The sequence below is a fragment of the Streptomyces sp. VNUA24 genome, assembly GCF_029167005.1.
Lineage (GTDB): Bacteria > Actinomycetota > Actinomycetes > Streptomycetales > Streptomycetaceae > Streptomyces > Streptomyces scabiei.
The window spans coordinates 6537384-6553767 of the sequence record NZ_CP119143.1 but is presented as its reverse complement, the minus strand read 5'-3'; the positions used below and the strand labels follow the sequence as shown (position 1 = coordinate 6553767).

General features: G+C 73.0%; 14 protein-coding genes. 9 read left to right on the top strand and 5 right to left on the bottom strand.

Features of this window, described 5'->3' with window-relative positions:
• The first annotated feature begins 269 nt into the window (after positions 1-269).
• The 3 genes from PYR72_RS28080 to PYR72_RS28070 all read left to right on the top strand — a co-directional run bounded on the left by PYR72_RS28080 (position 270) and on the right by PYR72_RS28070 (position 2047).
• Positions 270-1253 carry a hypothetical protein gene (locus PYR72_RS28080; protein ID WP_275457882.1) on the top strand — a complete coding sequence of 328 codons (984 nt, stop codon included), beginning with the start codon at positions 270-272 and terminating at the stop codon, positions 1251-1253.
• 93 nt (positions 1254-1346) lie between these two features.
• Positions 1347-1715 carry a hypothetical protein gene (locus tag PYR72_RS28075; protein ID WP_275457881.1) on the top strand — a complete coding sequence of 123 codons (369 nt, stop codon included), beginning with the start codon at positions 1347-1349 and terminating at the stop codon, positions 1713-1715.
• Positions 1709-2047, top strand: a complete 339-nt coding sequence (locus tag PYR72_RS28070; protein WP_275457880.1) for a type II toxin-antitoxin system PemK/MazF family toxin — start codon at positions 1709-1711, stop codon at positions 2045-2047. The genes PYR72_RS28075 and PYR72_RS28070 overlap by 7 nt, the downstream gene beginning before the upstream one ends.
• Before the next feature lie 13 nt (positions 2048-2060).
• Here PYR72_RS28070 and PYR72_RS28065 read toward each other — a convergent pair whose 3' ends face one another.
• A complete protein-coding gene (locus tag PYR72_RS28065; RefSeq protein WP_275457879.1) occupies positions 2061-3257 on the bottom strand; it encodes an MFS transporter in 1197 nt (398 codons plus the stop codon).
• 108 nt (positions 3258-3365) lie between these two features.
• Between PYR72_RS28065 and PYR72_RS28060 the strand changes: the two genes are divergently transcribed.
• The 4 genes from PYR72_RS28060 (at position 3366) to PYR72_RS28045 (ending at position 7918) form a co-directional block, all read left to right on the top strand.
• Positions 3366-4442, top strand: coding sequence for a winged helix-turn-helix domain-containing protein (locus PYR72_RS28060; RefSeq protein WP_275457878.1), 1077 nt, complete (start codon positions 3366-3368; stop codon positions 4440-4442).
• Complete coding sequence (locus PYR72_RS28055) at positions 4439-4945, top strand: glutathione peroxidase (protein WP_013002850.1); 507 nt, start codon at positions 4439-4441, stop codon at positions 4943-4945. The genes PYR72_RS28060 and PYR72_RS28055 overlap by 4 nt, the downstream gene beginning before the upstream one ends.
• Positions 4946-5045: 100 nt before the next feature.
• The gene (locus tag PYR72_RS28050; RefSeq protein WP_275460540.1) at positions 5046-5903 is read left to right on the top strand and encodes a MerR family transcriptional regulator; all 858 of its coding nucleotides are present in this window, start codon (positions 5046-5048) and stop codon (positions 5901-5903) included.
• Positions 5904-6244: 341 nt separating this feature from the next.
• Complete coding sequence (locus PYR72_RS28045; RefSeq protein WP_275460539.1) at positions 6245-7918, top strand: hypothetical protein; 1674 nt, start codon at positions 6245-6247, stop codon at positions 7916-7918.
• Between the two features lie 82 nt (positions 7919-8000).
• On the opposite strand, the gene PYR72_RS28040 is transcribed toward PYR72_RS28045, so the two are convergent.
• The 4 genes from PYR72_RS28040 to PYR72_RS28025 all read right to left on the bottom strand — a co-directional run bounded on the left by PYR72_RS28040 (position 8001) and on the right by PYR72_RS28025 (position 13864).
• On the bottom strand, positions 8001-8918 hold the full coding sequence (locus PYR72_RS28040; protein WP_275457877.1) for a hypothetical protein: 918 nt from the start codon (positions 8916-8918) through the stop codon (positions 8001-8003).
• Between the two features lie 131 nt (positions 8919-9049).
• Complete coding sequence (locus tag PYR72_RS28035; protein WP_275457876.1) at positions 9050-9439, bottom strand: peptidase inhibitor family I36 protein; 390 nt, start codon at positions 9437-9439, stop codon at positions 9050-9052.
• An 81-nt stretch (positions 9440-9520) separates the two neighbouring features.
• A complete protein-coding gene (locus PYR72_RS28030; RefSeq protein WP_275457875.1) occupies positions 9521-10735 on the bottom strand; it encodes a helix-turn-helix domain-containing protein in 1215 nt (404 codons plus the stop codon).
• Positions 10736-10960: 225 nt separating this feature from the next.
• On the bottom strand, positions 10961-13864 hold the full coding sequence (locus PYR72_RS28025; RefSeq protein ID WP_275457874.1) for a D-alanyl-D-alanine carboxypeptidase: 2904 nt from the start codon (positions 13862-13864) through the stop codon (positions 10961-10963).
• Between the two features lie 297 nt (positions 13865-14161).
• Between PYR72_RS28025 and PYR72_RS28020 the strand changes: the two genes are divergently transcribed.
• Together PYR72_RS28020 and PYR72_RS28015 are read left to right on the top strand one after the other, a co-directional pair.
• Positions 14162-14920, top strand: coding sequence for a GPP34 family phosphoprotein (locus tag PYR72_RS28020; protein ID WP_059084037.1), 759 nt, complete (start codon positions 14162-14164; stop codon positions 14918-14920).
• A gap of 515 nt (positions 14921-15435) precedes the next feature.
• Complete coding sequence (locus PYR72_RS28015) at positions 15436-16305, top strand: helix-turn-helix transcriptional regulator (protein WP_275457873.1); 870 nt, start codon at positions 15436-15438, stop codon at positions 16303-16305.
• Positions 16306-16384: the final 79 nt, after the last annotated feature.

The following is a 16384-nucleotide window of genomic DNA, read 5'->3' as shown; positions in this document are numbered from 1 at the left end:
CTGGCCGCCGTCCGCCTTCCGGGCTCACCGGGCCCTTGTCCGCGAGGGTCCGGCGGGCCGCTGACCTCCTGAAAGAACCGGGGGAAAGAACTACCCGCCCACCCACCCTCCCTGGCCGCGAGGCCCGCGTCACCCGTCCGAGTGACCGGCTTGCAGGCGCGGGATGCGGGCGGTTACGTTCGCCGCGACAACCGCAAACAGATACGGCCCCCGGCCGGGACTGCAATCCCGATCGAGGGCCTGACCAACCAGGAAGTAGCACCTTCCCGATGGCTGACCCGCAGTCTAACGCGCGCCTGCGCGCCGACGCCGGAGCACCGAGCTCCGGCGTGATCCACGTACGCACCCGCCTCACGGCCGACTTCACGGTGATCTCCAACGCCCTCGCGCAGCGGCGCGGCAGCGCGGTCACGGTCGGTGTGGCGACGTACATCTCCTCCCTCCCCACCGGCACCCTCGTGAGCATCACCGCCCTGTGCGAGCACTTCGACGAGGGCGAGATCCTGATCTCGCGGGCCCTCAGGGAGCTCGAAGCCGCCGGATACCTGGAACGCCGCCGCGAGCGGACGCCCACGGGGCACATCCGTACCCGCACGTACTTCTACGACGTCCCCGGCGGCGACCCCGACCCGGACCCCAACCCAGACCCGGGCGGGCCTCCCCGGCCGCCCAAGGCGCGTGCGCCCCGGAAGCGGCCCGCCACTTCCGCGCCCGTGCCCGGGGCGGAGGCCGCGTCCACGTCAGCGTCCACGTCCGGGGCCGTGCGAGAGCCGGTGCAGGTGCAGGTGCCCGCGCAGGTGGGGGAGAAGACGGAGGAGGCGGCGAAGCCGGACTCCAGGACGGAAGCGGAGGCATCGGCCCTGCTCGCCGACGTCGACCCCCGGGCCGTCGCCGTACTCGCCGGCCTCCGTCGGGCCGACCCCCGCCTCGTCCTGTCCGAGCGGGAAGCCACTCGCCTCGCCCCGGCCGTCAGCCGGTGGCTCGCGGTGGGCCTGCTGCCCACCCAGATCACGGACCACCTCACCGCACGACTCCCGGCAGACCTCCTGGTCCGCCCGGTCGGCATCCTCGCCTACCGGCTCAAGGAGACTCCACTGACCTGCGCACCTGCGACCGGAAGCCCCGAGACCGCGGAGCGCCCGGCGGTCCTGCCCATGCGGAACTGCGACGGCTGCGACCGGGGGTTCCACTCCGCGGGACACAGCCACTGTCGCGACTGCCGGACCCGGGACCCGCTCCCCGCCGCCGTCTGAGGCGGCAGCGACTCAGCACGCTTGACCACGAAAGGCACAGGAATGACACTGGGTGTACGACATTTGTCCTACAGCGGAATCAAGGGGGTGGGAATGACTCCGAAGGCCGAGCAGAAGAACCGCGCAGAAGGTGCCGAGAGCAAGAAGCGCACCTCGGCCACAGCGGCCCGAACCGCGCCGACCCGACCGACGCGGGGCGCCGGCGGTGCGACAAGCGTGGCCCAGGTACGGCTGCGCCCGGACGAACTGGCCGATCTGCAACGTGTGATGCGAACCCTCAACCTGCACTCGCTCTCCGATGCCCTGCGCGAAGGGCTTCGGTTGTTGTCCCGCGAGGCGGCCGAGGTGGCAGCCGCCCAGGAGATCCGCGACTTCTACCAGGGCGCTTCGGCTCCGACTCCCGTCGGCGTCGTGCCCGCGACAGCGGACGAACTGGCGGCGGCGGACGACACCGCGTGGTGAACATCGGCTCCGCCCTGCGGGGCGAGGTGTGGGGTTGCGCCCTCCCCGGCCCCTTCGGCCCGCATCCGGTGGTCGTCCTCACGGTGAACCGCATCGCCGAACCGCTGTCGGCGCTGACTGTCGCCGTGATCACCGGAACGAGCGGCCCCGCCTCCACCCACGTTCCGATCGGCCCTGACTGCGGGGTGACCAAGTACGACGAGTCGTACGTGAACTGCACCGACCTGCACACCGTGGACAAACCAAGGCTCCGGAGACGTCTCGGTCTGCTGGATGCGAGCGAGATGCGGACTGTGGAAGATCGCGTTCGCGTGGTCCTGGGGCTGGCGTAACCCGACGTCGGTCTCACGACACGCGCGCCGGTGACGTGAGCCCCGTCCGCTCGTCTCGTCCCGCCGCCCACAACACCAGCGTCACCAGCACCGACGCTCCCGCCATCACCGTCATCGCGGTTCCCGGTGAGGCCAGTTGGGCCAACCCGCCCGCCAGACCCGCGCTCACTCCCTGCAACGTGAGCATGCCTGCCGAGTGCAACCCCAAGGCGTGGCCCGTGAGTTCGGGCGGGGTCAGGGCGAGCAGTCGCTGTTGCTGGACCAGGCTCGCCCCGAAGCCGACGGAGGCGAGGGTCGCGCAGGCCGCCGCGGCGGGGGTCGGGGGGTGGACGGCGAAGAGGAGGTACGGGGTGGCCAGGAGCAGCAGGAGCGGGGTGGCCAGGCGGTCCCGGATCCGGGGCGGGAGGAGGCGGCCGACCGTCACGTCGCCCGCCAGCATGCCGAGCGCGGCGCAGGCGAAGAGGAGGCCCGCCCGGTCGGGGTCGTACGCGACGAAGAGGGACTCACAGCCGACGACCAGGCCGTTGGGGATCCACAGGCCCAGGTAGAGGCGGCGCCGCGGGGCGGAGGACCACAGGCGGGCGTTCGTGCGCCAGGTCTCGGCGACGGACGGACGGCCGGTGGCGCGCGGGGCGCGGCGGGACAGACCGAGAGCCGTGCACAGGGCCGCCGTCGCGTACAGGGCGGCCGCGACCAGGAGGGTGACCGCCGGGGACAGCAGCGCGACCAGGGCGCCGCCGGTCGCGTACCCGGCGATCTGGGTCACCCCGTGGAGCATGTTGAACACCGAGCGGCCGAGGAGATAGCCGTCCTCCGGGAGGATCTCGTTCAGCAGGCCCCAGCGGACCCCGCCGCCGAGGGAGGCGACCAGGCCCTGGGCCGCGATCACCGCGAAGACCGCCCACAGCGGCAGGCCGGGCAGGGCGAGGGCGGCCGTGCTCGCCGCGAGGGCCACGGCCAGGCCCGTCATCGTCGCTCTCGGCGACAGGCGGTCCGCCGCCGAGAGCAGGGTCGTCGCGCCGGCCACCTGCGCGAGGGACGGGCCGAACATGCTGAGGGCGGACAGCAGCGGGGAGCCCGTCGCCGTGTAGACGGAGGTGGCGAGGGCGAGGCCGCCGATCGTGGAGGCCGCGACCTGGAGGGCGGAGGACAGGAAGAGAGGGGTGAACTCCCGGGTGCGGAAGAGGGCTTGGTAGCCGTGGCTGCGCATGGGACAGGAGACTCGGGCCCCGCACCGCGCCCGCCGTAATGTTTCGCGCACACGCGAAAGCTCCCGCCGGGCCGGGCGGGCTCGCGTCGCACCCCGGGAGGTGGCCGCGTGGGCTGGTGGCAGGTCAACGCCGACACCCTCGCCGGGAGCCGGTTCGTCGTCTCCCCGCTCGCGGAGACCTTCGCGAGTCTGAAGATGCTGCACGCCGGGGTCGCCACGCACCCCGGGGAGCACGCCTGGCTCGCGGCCCATCTGCCCGCGTACCGCAGCGAGTTGGGCCGGGACCCCGTCACCGCGCTGCTGGTCCGCGCGGGGCTCGGCCGGGACTGGATCGCCGACTTCCTGACACCCACGCCGCGCGAGGACGAGTCCTTCGCGGACGAGATCGCCCGCGTCCGGGACGCCGACCCCGCCGCCGCACGCGCCCACCTCACCCTCTCCCGGCCCGGCCCGCTGCCCGCCGCCCTGCACCGGGACGACCTGCCCGCCCGTGCAGCCGGCCTGCTGACGTACGTGTGGGAGGAGACCGTACGGCCCTACTGGGAGCGGCGTCGGCGGGTGCTGGAGGCCGATGTGCTCGCACGGACGGCACGGCTCGGGCAGGGCGGCTGGGCGGCCGTGCTGGACGCGATGCGGCCGGGGATGCGGTGGCTCGGCGAGAACCGGCTCCAGGTGAACGCGCACGCATATCCGCCGCGCGAGATCTCGGGGGCGCGGCTGGTCTTCGTGCCGGTCACCCGGCAGCGGACGGGGTGGGTGGCGTGGGAGGAGGGGGAGCGGTACGCCGTCGTGTACCCGTGCTCGGGCGTCCTCGCCGACGGCGGGGACGGCCCCGGCCACACTCAGGGTCAGGGTCAGGGTCACGGGGCGTACGGCCGTGAGGCGTACGGCCGCGGCACCCCCGTCGTCCCGGCCGCCCTCGGGGCGCTCCTCGGCATCGCCCGTGCCCGGGTGCTCGTCCTCCTCGACTCCCCCATGAGCACCACCCAGCTGTGCGCGGTGACCGGGCAGGGACTCGGCTCCGTCGGCCGGCATCTGCGGGTGCTGCTGGACGCGGGGCTGGTGCGGCGGGGACGGGCCGGGCGGTCGGTGCTGTACGGGCGCACCCCGGAGGGAGAGGTGCTGGTGCGGGCGTCGCACCCTCGCGGTGGCGAACAGGCTTCCGGAGATAGCATCCGTTTATGACTACTGACCACGCCACCCCCTCCCCCCTCGACGTCGAGATCGGCGCCCTGAAGGGCGGCTCCGCCGACCTCGCGCAGTACGCCGGACAGGCCGTCCTCGTCGTGAACGTCGCCTCCAAGTGCGGCCTCACCCCGCAGTACACGGGCCTGGAGGCGCTGCAGGCGCGCTATGCCGCGCAGGGCTTCACCGTGCTCGGCGTGCCGTGCAACCAGTTCCTCGGGCAGGAGCCGGGCTCGGCGGAGGAGATCGCGGAGTTCTGCTCGGCGACGTACGGCGTGACCTTCCCGCTGACCGAGAAGGTCGAGGTGAACGGTGGCGGCCGGCACGCGCTGTACGAGCGTCTGGTGGACCACGCGGACGCCGAGGGCCACACCGGCGACATCCGCTGGAACTTCGAGAAGTTCCTGATCGGCCGCGACGGCACGGTCGTCGCCCGCTTCTCGCCGCAGACCGAGCCGGAGTCCGCGGAGCTGGTCGCCGCCGTGGAGAAGGCCATCGGCTGACCGCCCCGCGTTGACCTTGCCCCTGGGTCAGGGGGCACCGTCCCTCTCGCCGGGCGGAGGGCGCCCGGTGACGGAGGATGACCCAGTGCACGTGGACGACATGGACGGCCTGCTCACCATCGGCGCCTTCGCCGCCCGCGCGCGGCTGTCGGCGAAGGCGCTGCGGCTGTACGACCGGCTGGGGCTGCTCACGCCGGCGTACGTCGACGAGGTGAACGGCTACCGGTACTACCGGGCCGCGCAGGCCGAACGTGCCCGTCTGGTGGCGCTGCTGCGCCAGCTCGACATGCCTCTCGCCCGGATCGCCGAGATCGTGGGCGCCGTGGAGCAGGAGGGCACGCGGGCCGCCGAGCGGCTCGACGCGTACTGGGCCGGGGCCGAGGAGCGGTTCGCGTCCCAGCGGACCCTGGTCGCCTACCTCCGTGGACGGTTGTCGGGAAGGGGATCCGAGATGGACGGAACGTTCACGGTCGAGACGGTCGACACCGCTGCGCAGGTGCTGCTGACCCAGTCACGGCACACGCTCGCGGACGAGTTGCCGGCGTGGATCGGGGCGTCGCTGGGGCGGCTGGAGGCGGGCGCGGAGGCGTGCGGGGGAAGCACGGGCGCGCCGTTCGTCGTCTACCACGCCGAGGTGTCGATGGAGAGCGACGGCCCCGCGGAGGCGTGCGTCCCGGTGGCGGACGAGAGTGCCGCGCGGGCGTGGGCGGCCGCGCACGGGCGGTCCTGGGAGACGCGGGTGCGCGTGGAGCCGGCGGGGCGGCTGGTGTACACGCGGATCAGCAAGGCCCAGGTGGCGTATCCGCAGATCCTCGCGGCGTTCGAGGCGGTCGAGCGGTGGATCGCCGGGCGCGGGCTGGAGATCACCGGGCCGTGCCGGGAGATCTACTTCGCGGACTGGGAGGCGGCGGGTCCCGAGGACCCGGTGTGCGACGTGGCGTTCCCGGTCGCATCCTGACCTTGCCGGCACCGGCACGGGGTGCCGCCACCCGGTGCCGGTGCCGGGTACCGGGTGCCGCTGTGGTCGAATGGCGAGGAGGCCGGGACGCGGGCCGCCGTAGGGGTTTCCCTACCGCCGTAGCGGATCGCACACGTCCTGTCGGCCAACTGTCGGCGAGTGGTTAGCGTCTACCTCGACACACGGAGAACGCCAGGGACGACGTCCGTGCAGACCGCACCCGCCCGCACGAGCCGAAACGGAACGGAAGAGCCGCAGTGGCCTTTGCCGAGCTGACCCCACGACGACCCGTCTCGCGCGCCGACGAACCGTCGCGCGAGCCGTGGCGGGAACGCCATCGGGTGCCCCTCACGGCCGCCCTGTGCGCCCTTCCGCTGTACGTCGTGTGGTGGGCGGTCTTCGCGACCGGCGGCGGCGATCTGGCGGCCCAGGTGGCGTGGGCGGAGTTCGCCAAGATGTACCCGGACTCCGCGGTCAACCTGTTCTGGTACGGGGGTCTGCACGCGGCGAACTACAGCGTGCTCTCGCCGTACCTGATGGCGGCGTGCGGGGTGGTCCCCGTGACGCTGGTGTCGGGGCTCTCCGCCTCCTGGCTGGCCGGTGCCGTCGTCACTCGTACGGGTGTACGTGCGCCGGTGCCGGTCGCGCTGGCGGCGACGTTCTCGCTGTGGTGCCAGGTGGTGTCGGGGCGCTCCACGTTCATGCTGGGCACGGCCTTCGCGATGGGGGCCCTACTCGCGGTGCTGAGCGGTCGGGGCGCGCGGCAGCTGTCGGTGGCGGCGGTGTGCGCGACGCTGTCCACGCTCGGGAGCCCCGTCTCCGGGCTGTTCCTCCTCGTGGTCGGCGCCGCGTATCTTCTGTGCCGTGAGTGGGGCCGGGCGGGGGTGCTGATCCTGCCGCCGGTGGTTGTCGTGGCCGTGACCACGCTGCTGTTCCCGTTCGAGGGCGAGCAGCCGATGGCCTTCAGCCGGATATGGCCGCCGGTCGTGCTGTGCGCGGTGGTCGTGCTGGTCGCGCCGAGCGCCTGGCGGGTGCTGCGCCTGAGCGCCGCGATCTACGCGCTCGGCGTGGTCCTCTGCTACCTGATCCCCACGCCGATCGGCACGAACGTCGAGCGGCTCCTGGAGCTGGCGGGTCCGGCGGCGGCCCTGGCGATCTGCCTGTACCGGGGCGAGGCCCGCGCGGACGGCTCCCGGCTCCCCCTGTCCTGGTTCACGCCCCGGCGGCGGACGGTGGCCGGGGCGGTGGCCCTGGTGCTGTCGGTGACCTGGCTGACCGGCAAGACGACCGCGGACATCGTCACCAACACCAAGGTGCCGGAGTGGGCGGTGAAGACGGACGGCGTCGTGAAGGAGCTGAAGCGGCTCGGCGCCTGGAAGACCCGCGTCGAGGTGGTGCCGGCCCGCGACCACCGCGAGGCCGCCATCCTCGCGCCGTACATCAACATGGCGCGCGGCTGGAACCGGCAGGCCGACGTCGAGCGCGGCCGCCTCTTCTACGAGGGGCACGGCGGGACCGAGGTGCCCGAGGGGGCGTTCACGCCGGCCGCGTACAAGGCGTGGCTGTCGCAGTGGGCCGTCGGGTTCGTGGTCCTCGTCAACGGGGAGCCGGACGGGCCCGCGGAGCTGGAACACGCGCTGGTGACCAGTGGGCCGGACTATCTGCAGCCCGTCTGGCAGGACGCCAACTGGAAGATCTACCGGGTGAAGAACGCCACCCCGCTGGTCGACAGGCCGGCCACGGTCGTCAGCGCGGACGGCGCGAACCTCGTCGTCCACATGCCGAGGGCCGGCGAGGTCACCGTGCGCGTCGCCTACTCCCCCTGGCTCTGGGCGGACAACGGCTGCCTCACCGCCGACCGGGAATCCGACGGCGACCTCACCGAGTTCACCCGCCTGACGGTGCACGAACCGGGCGACGTCCGCATCAGCTCCCAGTACGGCGGCCCGTCCCGCAAGACGACCCTGGAATGCGAGAAGGAAGCGGACGAGAAGGGGACGGGCGGGGGCGAGTAGGGGGCAGCGGGTAGCGAGGCGCTGCAGGGGACGCGCGACTGCACCGAAGCCGGGAGCCCGGAGCCGGGAGCCGGGAGCCGGGTCAGGAGTGTTCGCGGAGCGTTGCGCGGGCCGCGGTGAGGTGGGCCTGGCGGGTGGCTTTCAGGGCCTGGAAGTCCGTGGGGGCCTCGGCGATCGCCGCCCGCTGGATGCGGGTCTCGGCGGCGCGCCAGACGGGGACCACTCCGGTCTCCTCCTTGCAGCGGACGTCCGCGCGTGCCGTCGCGATCTCGCGGGCGGAGGGGGCCGTCGAGGCACCCCAGCGCGGGTCGTTCACCGCGGCCGGCGGATCGGCGTACCGGAAGCCGTCCTTCGCCATACAGGCGCTCCACTCACGGAACACCGCCCGCACCCGGGGATCGCGCCGCGAGTCCTCGAAGGCGCGCAGGGCACGGCGGTTGAGGACGCCGTAGTCGGACGCGGGCACTCCCCGCAGCAGCCGGTCGTGCGCCTGCCGCCAGCAGCCGCCGGTGCCGTCGTCGCCGTACGCGGCCCGCCGCTCCCCGGCGGTGAGGGCCTCGGCCCGCCGCTCCAGCGCGGACGTGAAGCGCACCTCGGCGACCGGGTCCGGCGGCGCGTGGAACCCGAACTCCCGGGCCACCGCGTCCTCGATGACCCCGTAACGGCGCCGGTTCGGCGGGTCCGTCTCGGCGGCCTTCACCGGTGGACGGGCCGTCCAGCCCATCCCCTTCGCCCTGAGACAGTCCCCCATCAGCACGTCCTCGGCGGCCGCGACGAGGTAGTCGTCCGCCTTGGACATCTTGTACGTGTCGAAGGGCAGCACCAGTTCCCGTGCCTCCGCGCTCGGCGCGGGCGCGGCCTCGGCGGCGGCCTGCTCGCGGGCCGGCGGCCGCCGCGTGGTCGTGTCGGCCGCGCAGCCCGCCGTGACGACCACCAGACCGAGGACGGCGACACCGCGCAGCGGCCGGCGGGCGAGGCGTACGGACGCGGGGAAGGACATGGACGCGGGCTCCTCTGCCTGTATGTGTGGGTGTGGGCGTGTACGTGTGGGCGTGCCGGTACGTGCGCGGGGGCGCCGCGTCCGGACGCGGCGCCCCCTCATGGCGCGTGCGGGTGGGAGACCCGGCTGCCTCAGAACTCGACGCAGCTCACGGAGTTGTCGCCGATGTCGTTGTTGCTGAAGTCCGCGTCCGCGCTGTTCGCGGCGGCACGGTAGGACTCACCGGTCTTGCCCGCGCCCTGCCACAGCCAGACGGACGAGGTACGGCCGTTGGACATGGAGCTGGCCTCGTTGTCCATGATCGTGTTGGTGCCGGCCCACTTGTTGTTGGAGAGGTTGCAGTCCGTGGCGCTGAACACGGCCTTGTGTCCGCCGAAGTCGTCGTGCTCGAAGAGGGTGATGGACCCGGCCCGGATCTGGGCCGCCGCGCCCGCGGTGTCGGCCGCGGTGGCTGCGGGGGAGGCGGCGATCAGGCCGGCTCCGAGACCGAGGGTGGCGACCGCGATGGCGATCTTGCGCATCTCTGTATTCCTCCGTTGCCGCTTGCCGGTCGGCGGACGCCGACCGGCTTGCCGTGCGAGGACGATCCTTCCGAACGCGGGTCAGGAAGTCGTTGGCGATGCGTGCGCAACGGTTGGATACGCGTGCGCCGGGTGGTGCGCGGGTGACACGGGGGCGGGCCCCCACTCCGGGGCCGGTTCCGGAGCCGGTTCCGGGGCCGGTTCCGAGGCCGGCTTCGGCTCCGGCCCCGTACACGCCTTGCGGTACTCGCTCGGCGCGATGTCGTACGCCGCCCGGAAGAGCCGGCTGAAGTGCGCGGCGTCCGGGAACCCCCAGCGGGTCGCGATGGTCTGGATGGGCGTGCCGCGCTGACCCCCGTCGGCCAGGTCGTGGCGGCAGCCCTCCAGCCGGCGGTGCCGTATCCAGGCGGCGACCGTCAGCCCCTGTTCGTGGAAGAGCTGGTGCAGATGGCGCAGGGAGATCCGGTGCGCGTCGGCCACCTCGCGGGGGCCGAGTCCGGGGTCGCCCAGGTGGCGCAGGATGTGGGTGTGGATGCGGTTCTGCAGGGCCAGCCGCTCGGGGTCGGCGGCCGGATCGGCCCCCCGCCCGGAGCCCGTCCCGGCGGCCGGACCGCCGTCCGGCCTGGCCAGGAGCGCCCCCATGAGGTCCACGGTGACGGCGGCGACACGGGAACGGTCGGCCGGGCTCCAGCTCCCGGCCTGCCGTACGACGTCGTGAAGGTGGCGCGAGAGCATCGACGCCATGGCCTCGGTCCGGGCGAAGCGGGTGAGCAGCCACTGCTCGGCGCCCTCGGCCCGCACCGGGATCAGCTTCGCCGACACCAGGGCGGTGAGCACCGACACCCGCCCGGCGCCGCCGCCGCAGACCCCGGCGTCCGGTGACGGCACCGGCGGGGTCATGCGCACGGTGAACGGGCGGGTCGTGTCGCAGAAGGTGAGGTCGCCCGGGGCCAGCGCGACGGCCCGTCCGCTCTCGTCGGCGACGGTGACGTGGCCCGCCCGGCTGAGCACCAGCGCGTAGCGACGCGGCCCCCCGGCCGCCGGGCCGGACGGGCGGGCGGCGCGGCGGGCGTGGGCCTCCAGCGGCGGTGACGTGGTGGTCGCGACCCGGACGATCCCGAGGTCCACCAGGCGCAGGCTGGCCGGGAAGTCGGCCGCGTGCGGGGTGCGCACCTCCAGGGGTGCGAGGGCGAGGGCGTGGGCGAGCCGGTGCCGCCAGGCGGTCAGCCGCTCGGCTCGCGGGAGCAGGGTGGTGTGCAGGTCGGCAGGGCAGCTCGGGCCCGCGGTCTCGGTCAAGACGATCTCCCCGTGGCGATGGTCGGGCGGATGGTCAGTCCGGGCTGTGACCCTGAGCGATCACAGCGATCCCGCAGGGATCAAAGCATTGCGAACCGAGTCCCGTCCATGACAATCGATCACCAGGAAGAAGCACCCCAGCGCCTTGGGAAACAAGTCCCGGACATGCGGAAGCGCCCCTGTCCGTCCGTATGGTCGGACAGGGGCGCCTCGGCGTCGGGTCGCTCAGCTCACCCGGGTCAGCTTGGTGAGGAAGCCGGGTTCGGTGAGCGTTTCCCGGAGGGCGACCGGGACCTTCACCCCGTCGCCGGTGCCGTTGCCGACGATCAGTGATCCGACCACGGTCCCCGGCTTCGCCTCGTGCGGGATGGTCGCGTTCGCGTCGAGTTCGAGCCGCACGGTCTTGCCGGCCCAGCCGACCGCCGAGACGTTCTTCGTGACCACGACCGGGGTCCGGCCGCCGAGTCCGTCGTCGACCTGTCCGACGACGTCACCCTTCTTCAGGATCGTGTCGGAGGTCAGCGCGTCCTGGGCGGCGATCATCGCGGTCTTGCTGACCGCGTTGACCGTGTCGATGATCGGCGGGGTGTGCTGGCCGAGGACCGCGCCGACGACGATCGCCGTCTCGCCGCCGACCTCCTGCGTGGCCGCGAAGAGGAGGTTGCCGCCGGCGGCGGTGGTGGAGCCGGTCTTGATGCCGATGGCGTTGTTGTACGGGACGAGACGGTTGTAGTTGTCCCACTTCTTGCCCGACGGGTCCACCCAGGTGGGCAGTTTGGTGATGTCGGTGAGGGCCTTCATCTTCACCAGCGCGTTGCCGAGCTTGACCTGGTCCTCGGCGGTGGAGACGGTCGTCTCCTTCAGCCCGGAGGGGTCGGTGTACGTCGTGTTCTTCATCCCGAGGTCCTTGGCGGCGGCGTTCATCTTCTTGACGAACGCCTCCTCCGAGCCCTTGCTGTCCCAACGGGCCAGCAGCCGCGCGATGTTGTTCGCGGACGGAATCATGATGGCCGCGATCGCGTCGTACTGGGAGAGCTCGTCGCCCTCCTTGACGGTGTTGAGGGTGGACTCGCCGTCCTTGTCGTAACCGCCCTCGGTCTCGCCCTTGGCGTCGACGGTGATCGTCTCGCCCTTCTCGCCGGGCTTCATCGGGTGGTCCTTGAGGATGACGTACGCGGTCATCGCCTTGGCGACGGAGCCGATGGCCACGGGCTTCTGCTCGCCGAAGCTGTCCATCGTGCCGATGCCGTTGACGTCCATCCAGCCCTGGCCCTCGGCGGGCCACGGCAGGTCGACCTTGCCGCCCTTGAACGCGTACGACTCGTCGGCGGTCAGGGCGAGGGCAGGGGCGGGCAGCGGACGCAGGGACTGTGCGACCGCGAACACGATCACCAGCAGGACTGCCAGGGGCGTCCAGATCTTGACCCGGCGGATGAACGTCCGTACGGGGGTCTGGCGCGGCGGCGGGGTGTTGGTCAGCTCGGCCAGCAGGTCGAGCGGCGGCTTCGGCGGCAGCGGCTGCTGTGTCGTCCGCTCGGGGCCTACCTGCGGGATGGCCCGCGTCGCCTCCGCCGGGGTGACGGCGGGCCCGTCGGGCGCGGCGGGCGCGGCGGCCGGGGGCCTGGCCGGGGCGTGCTCGTCCAAGGGCTTCAGGGCGACGAATTTGCTGGTGCGCTCGGACGGGGCCGGGGGGTCCGCGAGGGCCTTCCCGGCGGGCTCGGCGTCGGCCTCGGCCCGGTCGGTCCCGGCGTCGGCCTCGGCCCGGTCGGCGGGTTCGGTGGCCTTGGGGGCGGTGGCGCCGCCCAGCTTGAGCATGGTGGTGGGCTGGTCCACGGCGGGGGGCCGCGGGGCCCGGAAGATGGCGGTCGGCTGGTCCACGGCCTGCTTCGCCTCGGCCTGCTCCGCCTCGGCTGCGGCCGGGTCCTCGCCCTCGCCCTCGGGCTTCCCCTCGGCCCGGCTTTCGTCGTCGACGGCATCCCGCTCGTCGGCGGCGGAACGGTCCTTCACCTCGTCGGCCGCAGCCGGACGCGCGTCCTCGGGGTGGGCATCGCCCGCGGCACGGGCGACGACCGCGTCCTCCGGCTCCGTCCGCACGGCTGCGGCGGGCACGCGGAGCGTGGTCGTCTTCGAGTCGTCGCCGGTGCGGGGGGACCGGGGGGCGGCCTCGGCCTCGGCCTCGGCCTTGTCCTTGACGCCGACCCCCGTGCCTGTGCCGGTGCCGGTATCGGCATCTGCGGCTGCGTCCGCGTCTGCGTCGGTCTCGCCTTCCGCATCCGCGTCCGTACCCGTGGCGGCCACGCGGTCGCTCTCCTCCCCCGCGCGGGCGCCGGGCAGGCGGGCCGCCGAGGCGGCGGGGGCGGGCGCGTCGGCACCGCGTTCAGGTGAGTCGGTGTCGTCGTGATCGGCGCCGGGCTCGTCCGTCGGGGCCTCGTCGGCGGCCTCGGGCTCGTCCGCCGTGCTCCGGGCGCCCTCACCGGCTCCGGCGGCTCCGGCGGCTCCGGCGGCTCCGGCGGCTCCGGCGGCTCCGGCGGCTCCGGCGGCTCCGGCGGCTCCGGCGGCAGGCTCGCTCCCGGGGGTCTCCTCCCGGTGCCGCTCCTCTCCGCCGCCCTGGCCGTCCTCCGCCTCGTCGGAGTCGGCGGGGGCCTGCGCGGAGCCGTGCGGGGCGTTCGGGGCGCCGTCGGAGCCCTCACCGTCGCCGGAGCCGGCATCCGCCGAAGCGTCGTCGGAGGGGGACTCGGACGCGGTGTCCGCGGCAGGGCGAGACGAACCGGTGTCCGAGTCGCCGGAACCGGCACCGGCACCCGACGGCCCGGCTGCCGGCCCGCCGGAACCCGTGTCCGCACCCGAGCCGCCCGTCTCCGGACCACCGTCACCCGGCACGGCCGCAGCCGCATCGGCCTCGGCCGTGTCGCGGTCGGTCGCGACCTCCGTCGTCTCGGTCAGGGAGCGGCGGGAGAACACCGCCGTCGCCTGGTCGGGCTTCGGGGCGGTGTCCCGGGACATCGCGAGGCGTGGGTCGGGGGACGGCTTCGCGGGACCGGGGGTGTCCCGGACCGGTGGCTCGTTCCCCGTTGTCGACTCCGTCGACGACTCGTACCGCTTCGACCTGTCGGGGGACGTGCCCGCCACCGATGCCTCCTCCCGCGCGCCGCCCGTCCAAGGAGCGCGCGCCCAACCGAACCGTGAACCGTGAACCCGTGAATCCGCGAATCCGTGAAAAAAACCCGCCGCCCGGACACTAGCCACCGGCGCACCACCGCGCCTCGCCGCTGTCCGAACCATGTACCAGTGTCCTGTGTGCGGGCTTAACCCCTGCGGTAGACGAGAACGACATACCTATCGGTTCCACTACATTCCGGTCACGCACCCTCGACAGACCAATGTGAGAGGGGTCACCCTGTCTTTCATCCACGCGGGGAGGCATGGATGGGCAGGAGCCGCAGAACACTTCCGGAGGAGCTTCTGCTGCTGGCGTTGGACCCGGCCACGGGTACCACCGCGCAGCCGCAGTCGCTCGACCTGGGTCTGGCCGGAGCGCAGCTAGTGGAGCTGGCGCTGGCCGGACGGATAGCCCCAGACGGGGATCGTATCGCCGTGGTGTCCCCACGGCCGACTGGAGATCCGACTCTGGACTGCGCGTTGGAGTTGCTGCGAAGGCGTGGCGCTCCCGTACGGGCGGTCCACTGGATCGGCGGGCCGCGTCTCGGGCTCCGCCAGATCTACCTCTCGCATCTGGAGCGGTGCGGCATGGTGCATGCCGTGGCGGGCCAGATGTGCGGAGTGCTGCCGACCACTCGCTACCAGGCGAGTCAGACCGAGATCAGCCGGGAGATCCGAGCCCGGCTGGACTCCGCGATCCGCACCGGCGTACCGCCGGACCCGCGGACCGCGGCGCTCGCCGCCCTGGCGCACGCGGTCGGCCTCGGCAAGCACCTGTATCCGGGGAACGAGGGACGCTCGTCCCGCTCCCGGCTGCGGGACCTGATCCGGCACGACCCCATGGGCGGCCTGGTGGCCCACGCCGTCATGGATGTGCAGAACGGTGTGGCCGCGCAGCCACGCCGCAGCCCGGCACCGACCGGCCGTCAGGCCGCCCCCGGCGCCAGGCCACCCGCACCGGAGCCCGCGCGCGGCGTTCCGATGCAGCCACGCCGTGGCTCGATGGCCCGCGTGGTGGCGCACTGAGCAGCACCCGCAGCACCCGCAGCACTTGAGTACGCGCAGCACCCGAAAGACCCGACACACCTGAGGCACGCGCGGAGCTCGACGTTCGACGCGCGCGTCACGGCACCGTGGTGTGCGGTGGGAGCAGGACCCCGGAGCCGCGGGTCCCGCCCCCACCGCACCACGGACGTCACGCGCGTGTCGTGCGTCTCGCACGTGCCGAGGGACCCAGGACCCGGTTCGGGAGCCGCAGGTTCGCGCGGGGCGTGCGGGGCCGTCACACGCCCCGCACGCCCCGCGCGACCGCATGTCCGCGTCCGGGGCGCGTCGGGGTACGTCCGGGTCGCGTCCGAGCCGCCCGGGCCGCGCACCCGTGTCCGTCCGGCGAAGATCCCTCCGCGGCGGAAAATCACCGGCACAAAGGGCGCGTGCGCAGCGCATATCCGCTGTTTTCCAGCGGTACTCGGCACCTTGGTGGCAATCTGCTCAGCAGCAGATACGCAAAGTAGAGGCACGCAGCCGGAGGTGCACGTCCCGTGGCGTCCAACGTCAATCCCACCGTCAGGCGACGCCGGTTGGGCCAGGAGCTGCGTCGGCTCCGCGAGCTCAAGGGCATGACCGCCGAGGAGGTCGCCGAGCGGCTGCTGGTCTCCCAGTCGAAGATCAGCCGCCTGGAGAACGGCCGCCGCAGCATCAGCCAGCGTGACGTCCGCGATCTCTGCGGGGTCTACGAGGTCGAGGACCAGCGGGTCGTCGACTCCCTCATGCAGATGGCCAAGGACTCCCGGCAGCAGGGCTGGTGGCATGCCTTCGGCGACGTCCCGTACAGCGTCTACATCGGCCTGGAGACCGACGCGGCCAGTCTGCGCGTCTACGACCCCCAGGTCGTCCCCGGGCTGCTGCAGACCCGCCCGTACGCCGAGGCGCTCATCGCGGGCGCGCTGCCCGAGACGACGGCCGCCGACATCGAGAAGCGGGTCCAGGTACGGCTGAGGCGACAGGAACGTATCTCCGCCCCGGAGAGCCCGCTGCGGCTGTGGACGGTCCTCGACGAGTCCGCGCTGCGCCGGGTCGTGGGCAACCGCTCCCTCATGCGCGAGCAACTGGAGCACCTGGTCGAGCAGTCCCAACTCCCGCACGTCACCGTCCAGGTGATCCCCTTCGACATGGGTGCGCACCCCGGGCTGAACGGGCAGTACGCGATCCTGGAGTTCCCGGACGCGTCGGACTCCAGCGTCGTCTACATCGAGGGCGTGACCAGCGACCTGTACCTGGAGAAGCCGGCCGACGTCCAGAAGTACAGCGTGATGTACGAGCACTTGAGGGCCCAGGCCCTGAACGTGGAGCAATCCCGCCAGCTCATCGAGAAGATCGCGAAGGAGTACGCGCGGCTCCGTCCCGAGTGAACGGGCTCTCCCGGCCCGGATGGGACTGAAGGGGCCGGAAGATACACCCTCGACACACTCGAGGGGAAGACCCCCATGG

Excerpts from the sequence above, each read along its gene's own strand:
- PYR72_RS28080 (WP_275457882.1), top strand. The coding sequence starts at position 270 with ATGGCTGACCCGCAGTCTAACGCGCGCCTGCGCGCCGACGCCGGAGCA.
- PYR72_RS28075 (WP_275457881.1), top strand. The coding sequence starts at position 1,347 with ATGACTCCGAAGGCCGAGCAGAAGAACCGCGCAGAAGGTGCCGAGAGC.
- PYR72_RS28065 (WP_275457879.1), bottom strand. The coding sequence starts at position 3,257 with ATGCGCAGCCACGGCTACCAAGCCCTCTTCCGCACCCGGGAGTTCACC.
- PYR72_RS28055 (WP_013002850.1), top strand. The coding sequence starts at position 4,439 with ATGACTACTGACCACGCCACCCCCTCCCCCCTCGACGTCGAGATCGGC.
- PYR72_RS28050 (WP_275460540.1), top strand. The coding sequence starts at position 5,046 with ATGGACGGCCTGCTCACCATCGGCGCCTTCGCCGCCCGCGCGCGGCTG.
- PYR72_RS28040 (WP_275457877.1), bottom strand. The coding sequence starts at position 8,918 with ATGTCCTTCCCCGCGTCCGTACGCCTCGCCCGCCGGCCGCTGCGCGGT.
- PYR72_RS28035 (WP_275457876.1), bottom strand. The coding sequence starts at position 9,439 with ATGCGCAAGATCGCCATCGCGGTCGCCACCCTCGGTCTCGGAGCCGGC.
- PYR72_RS28020 (WP_059084037.1), top strand. The coding sequence starts at position 14,162 with ATGGGCAGGAGCCGCAGAACACTTCCGGAGGAGCTTCTGCTGCTGGCG.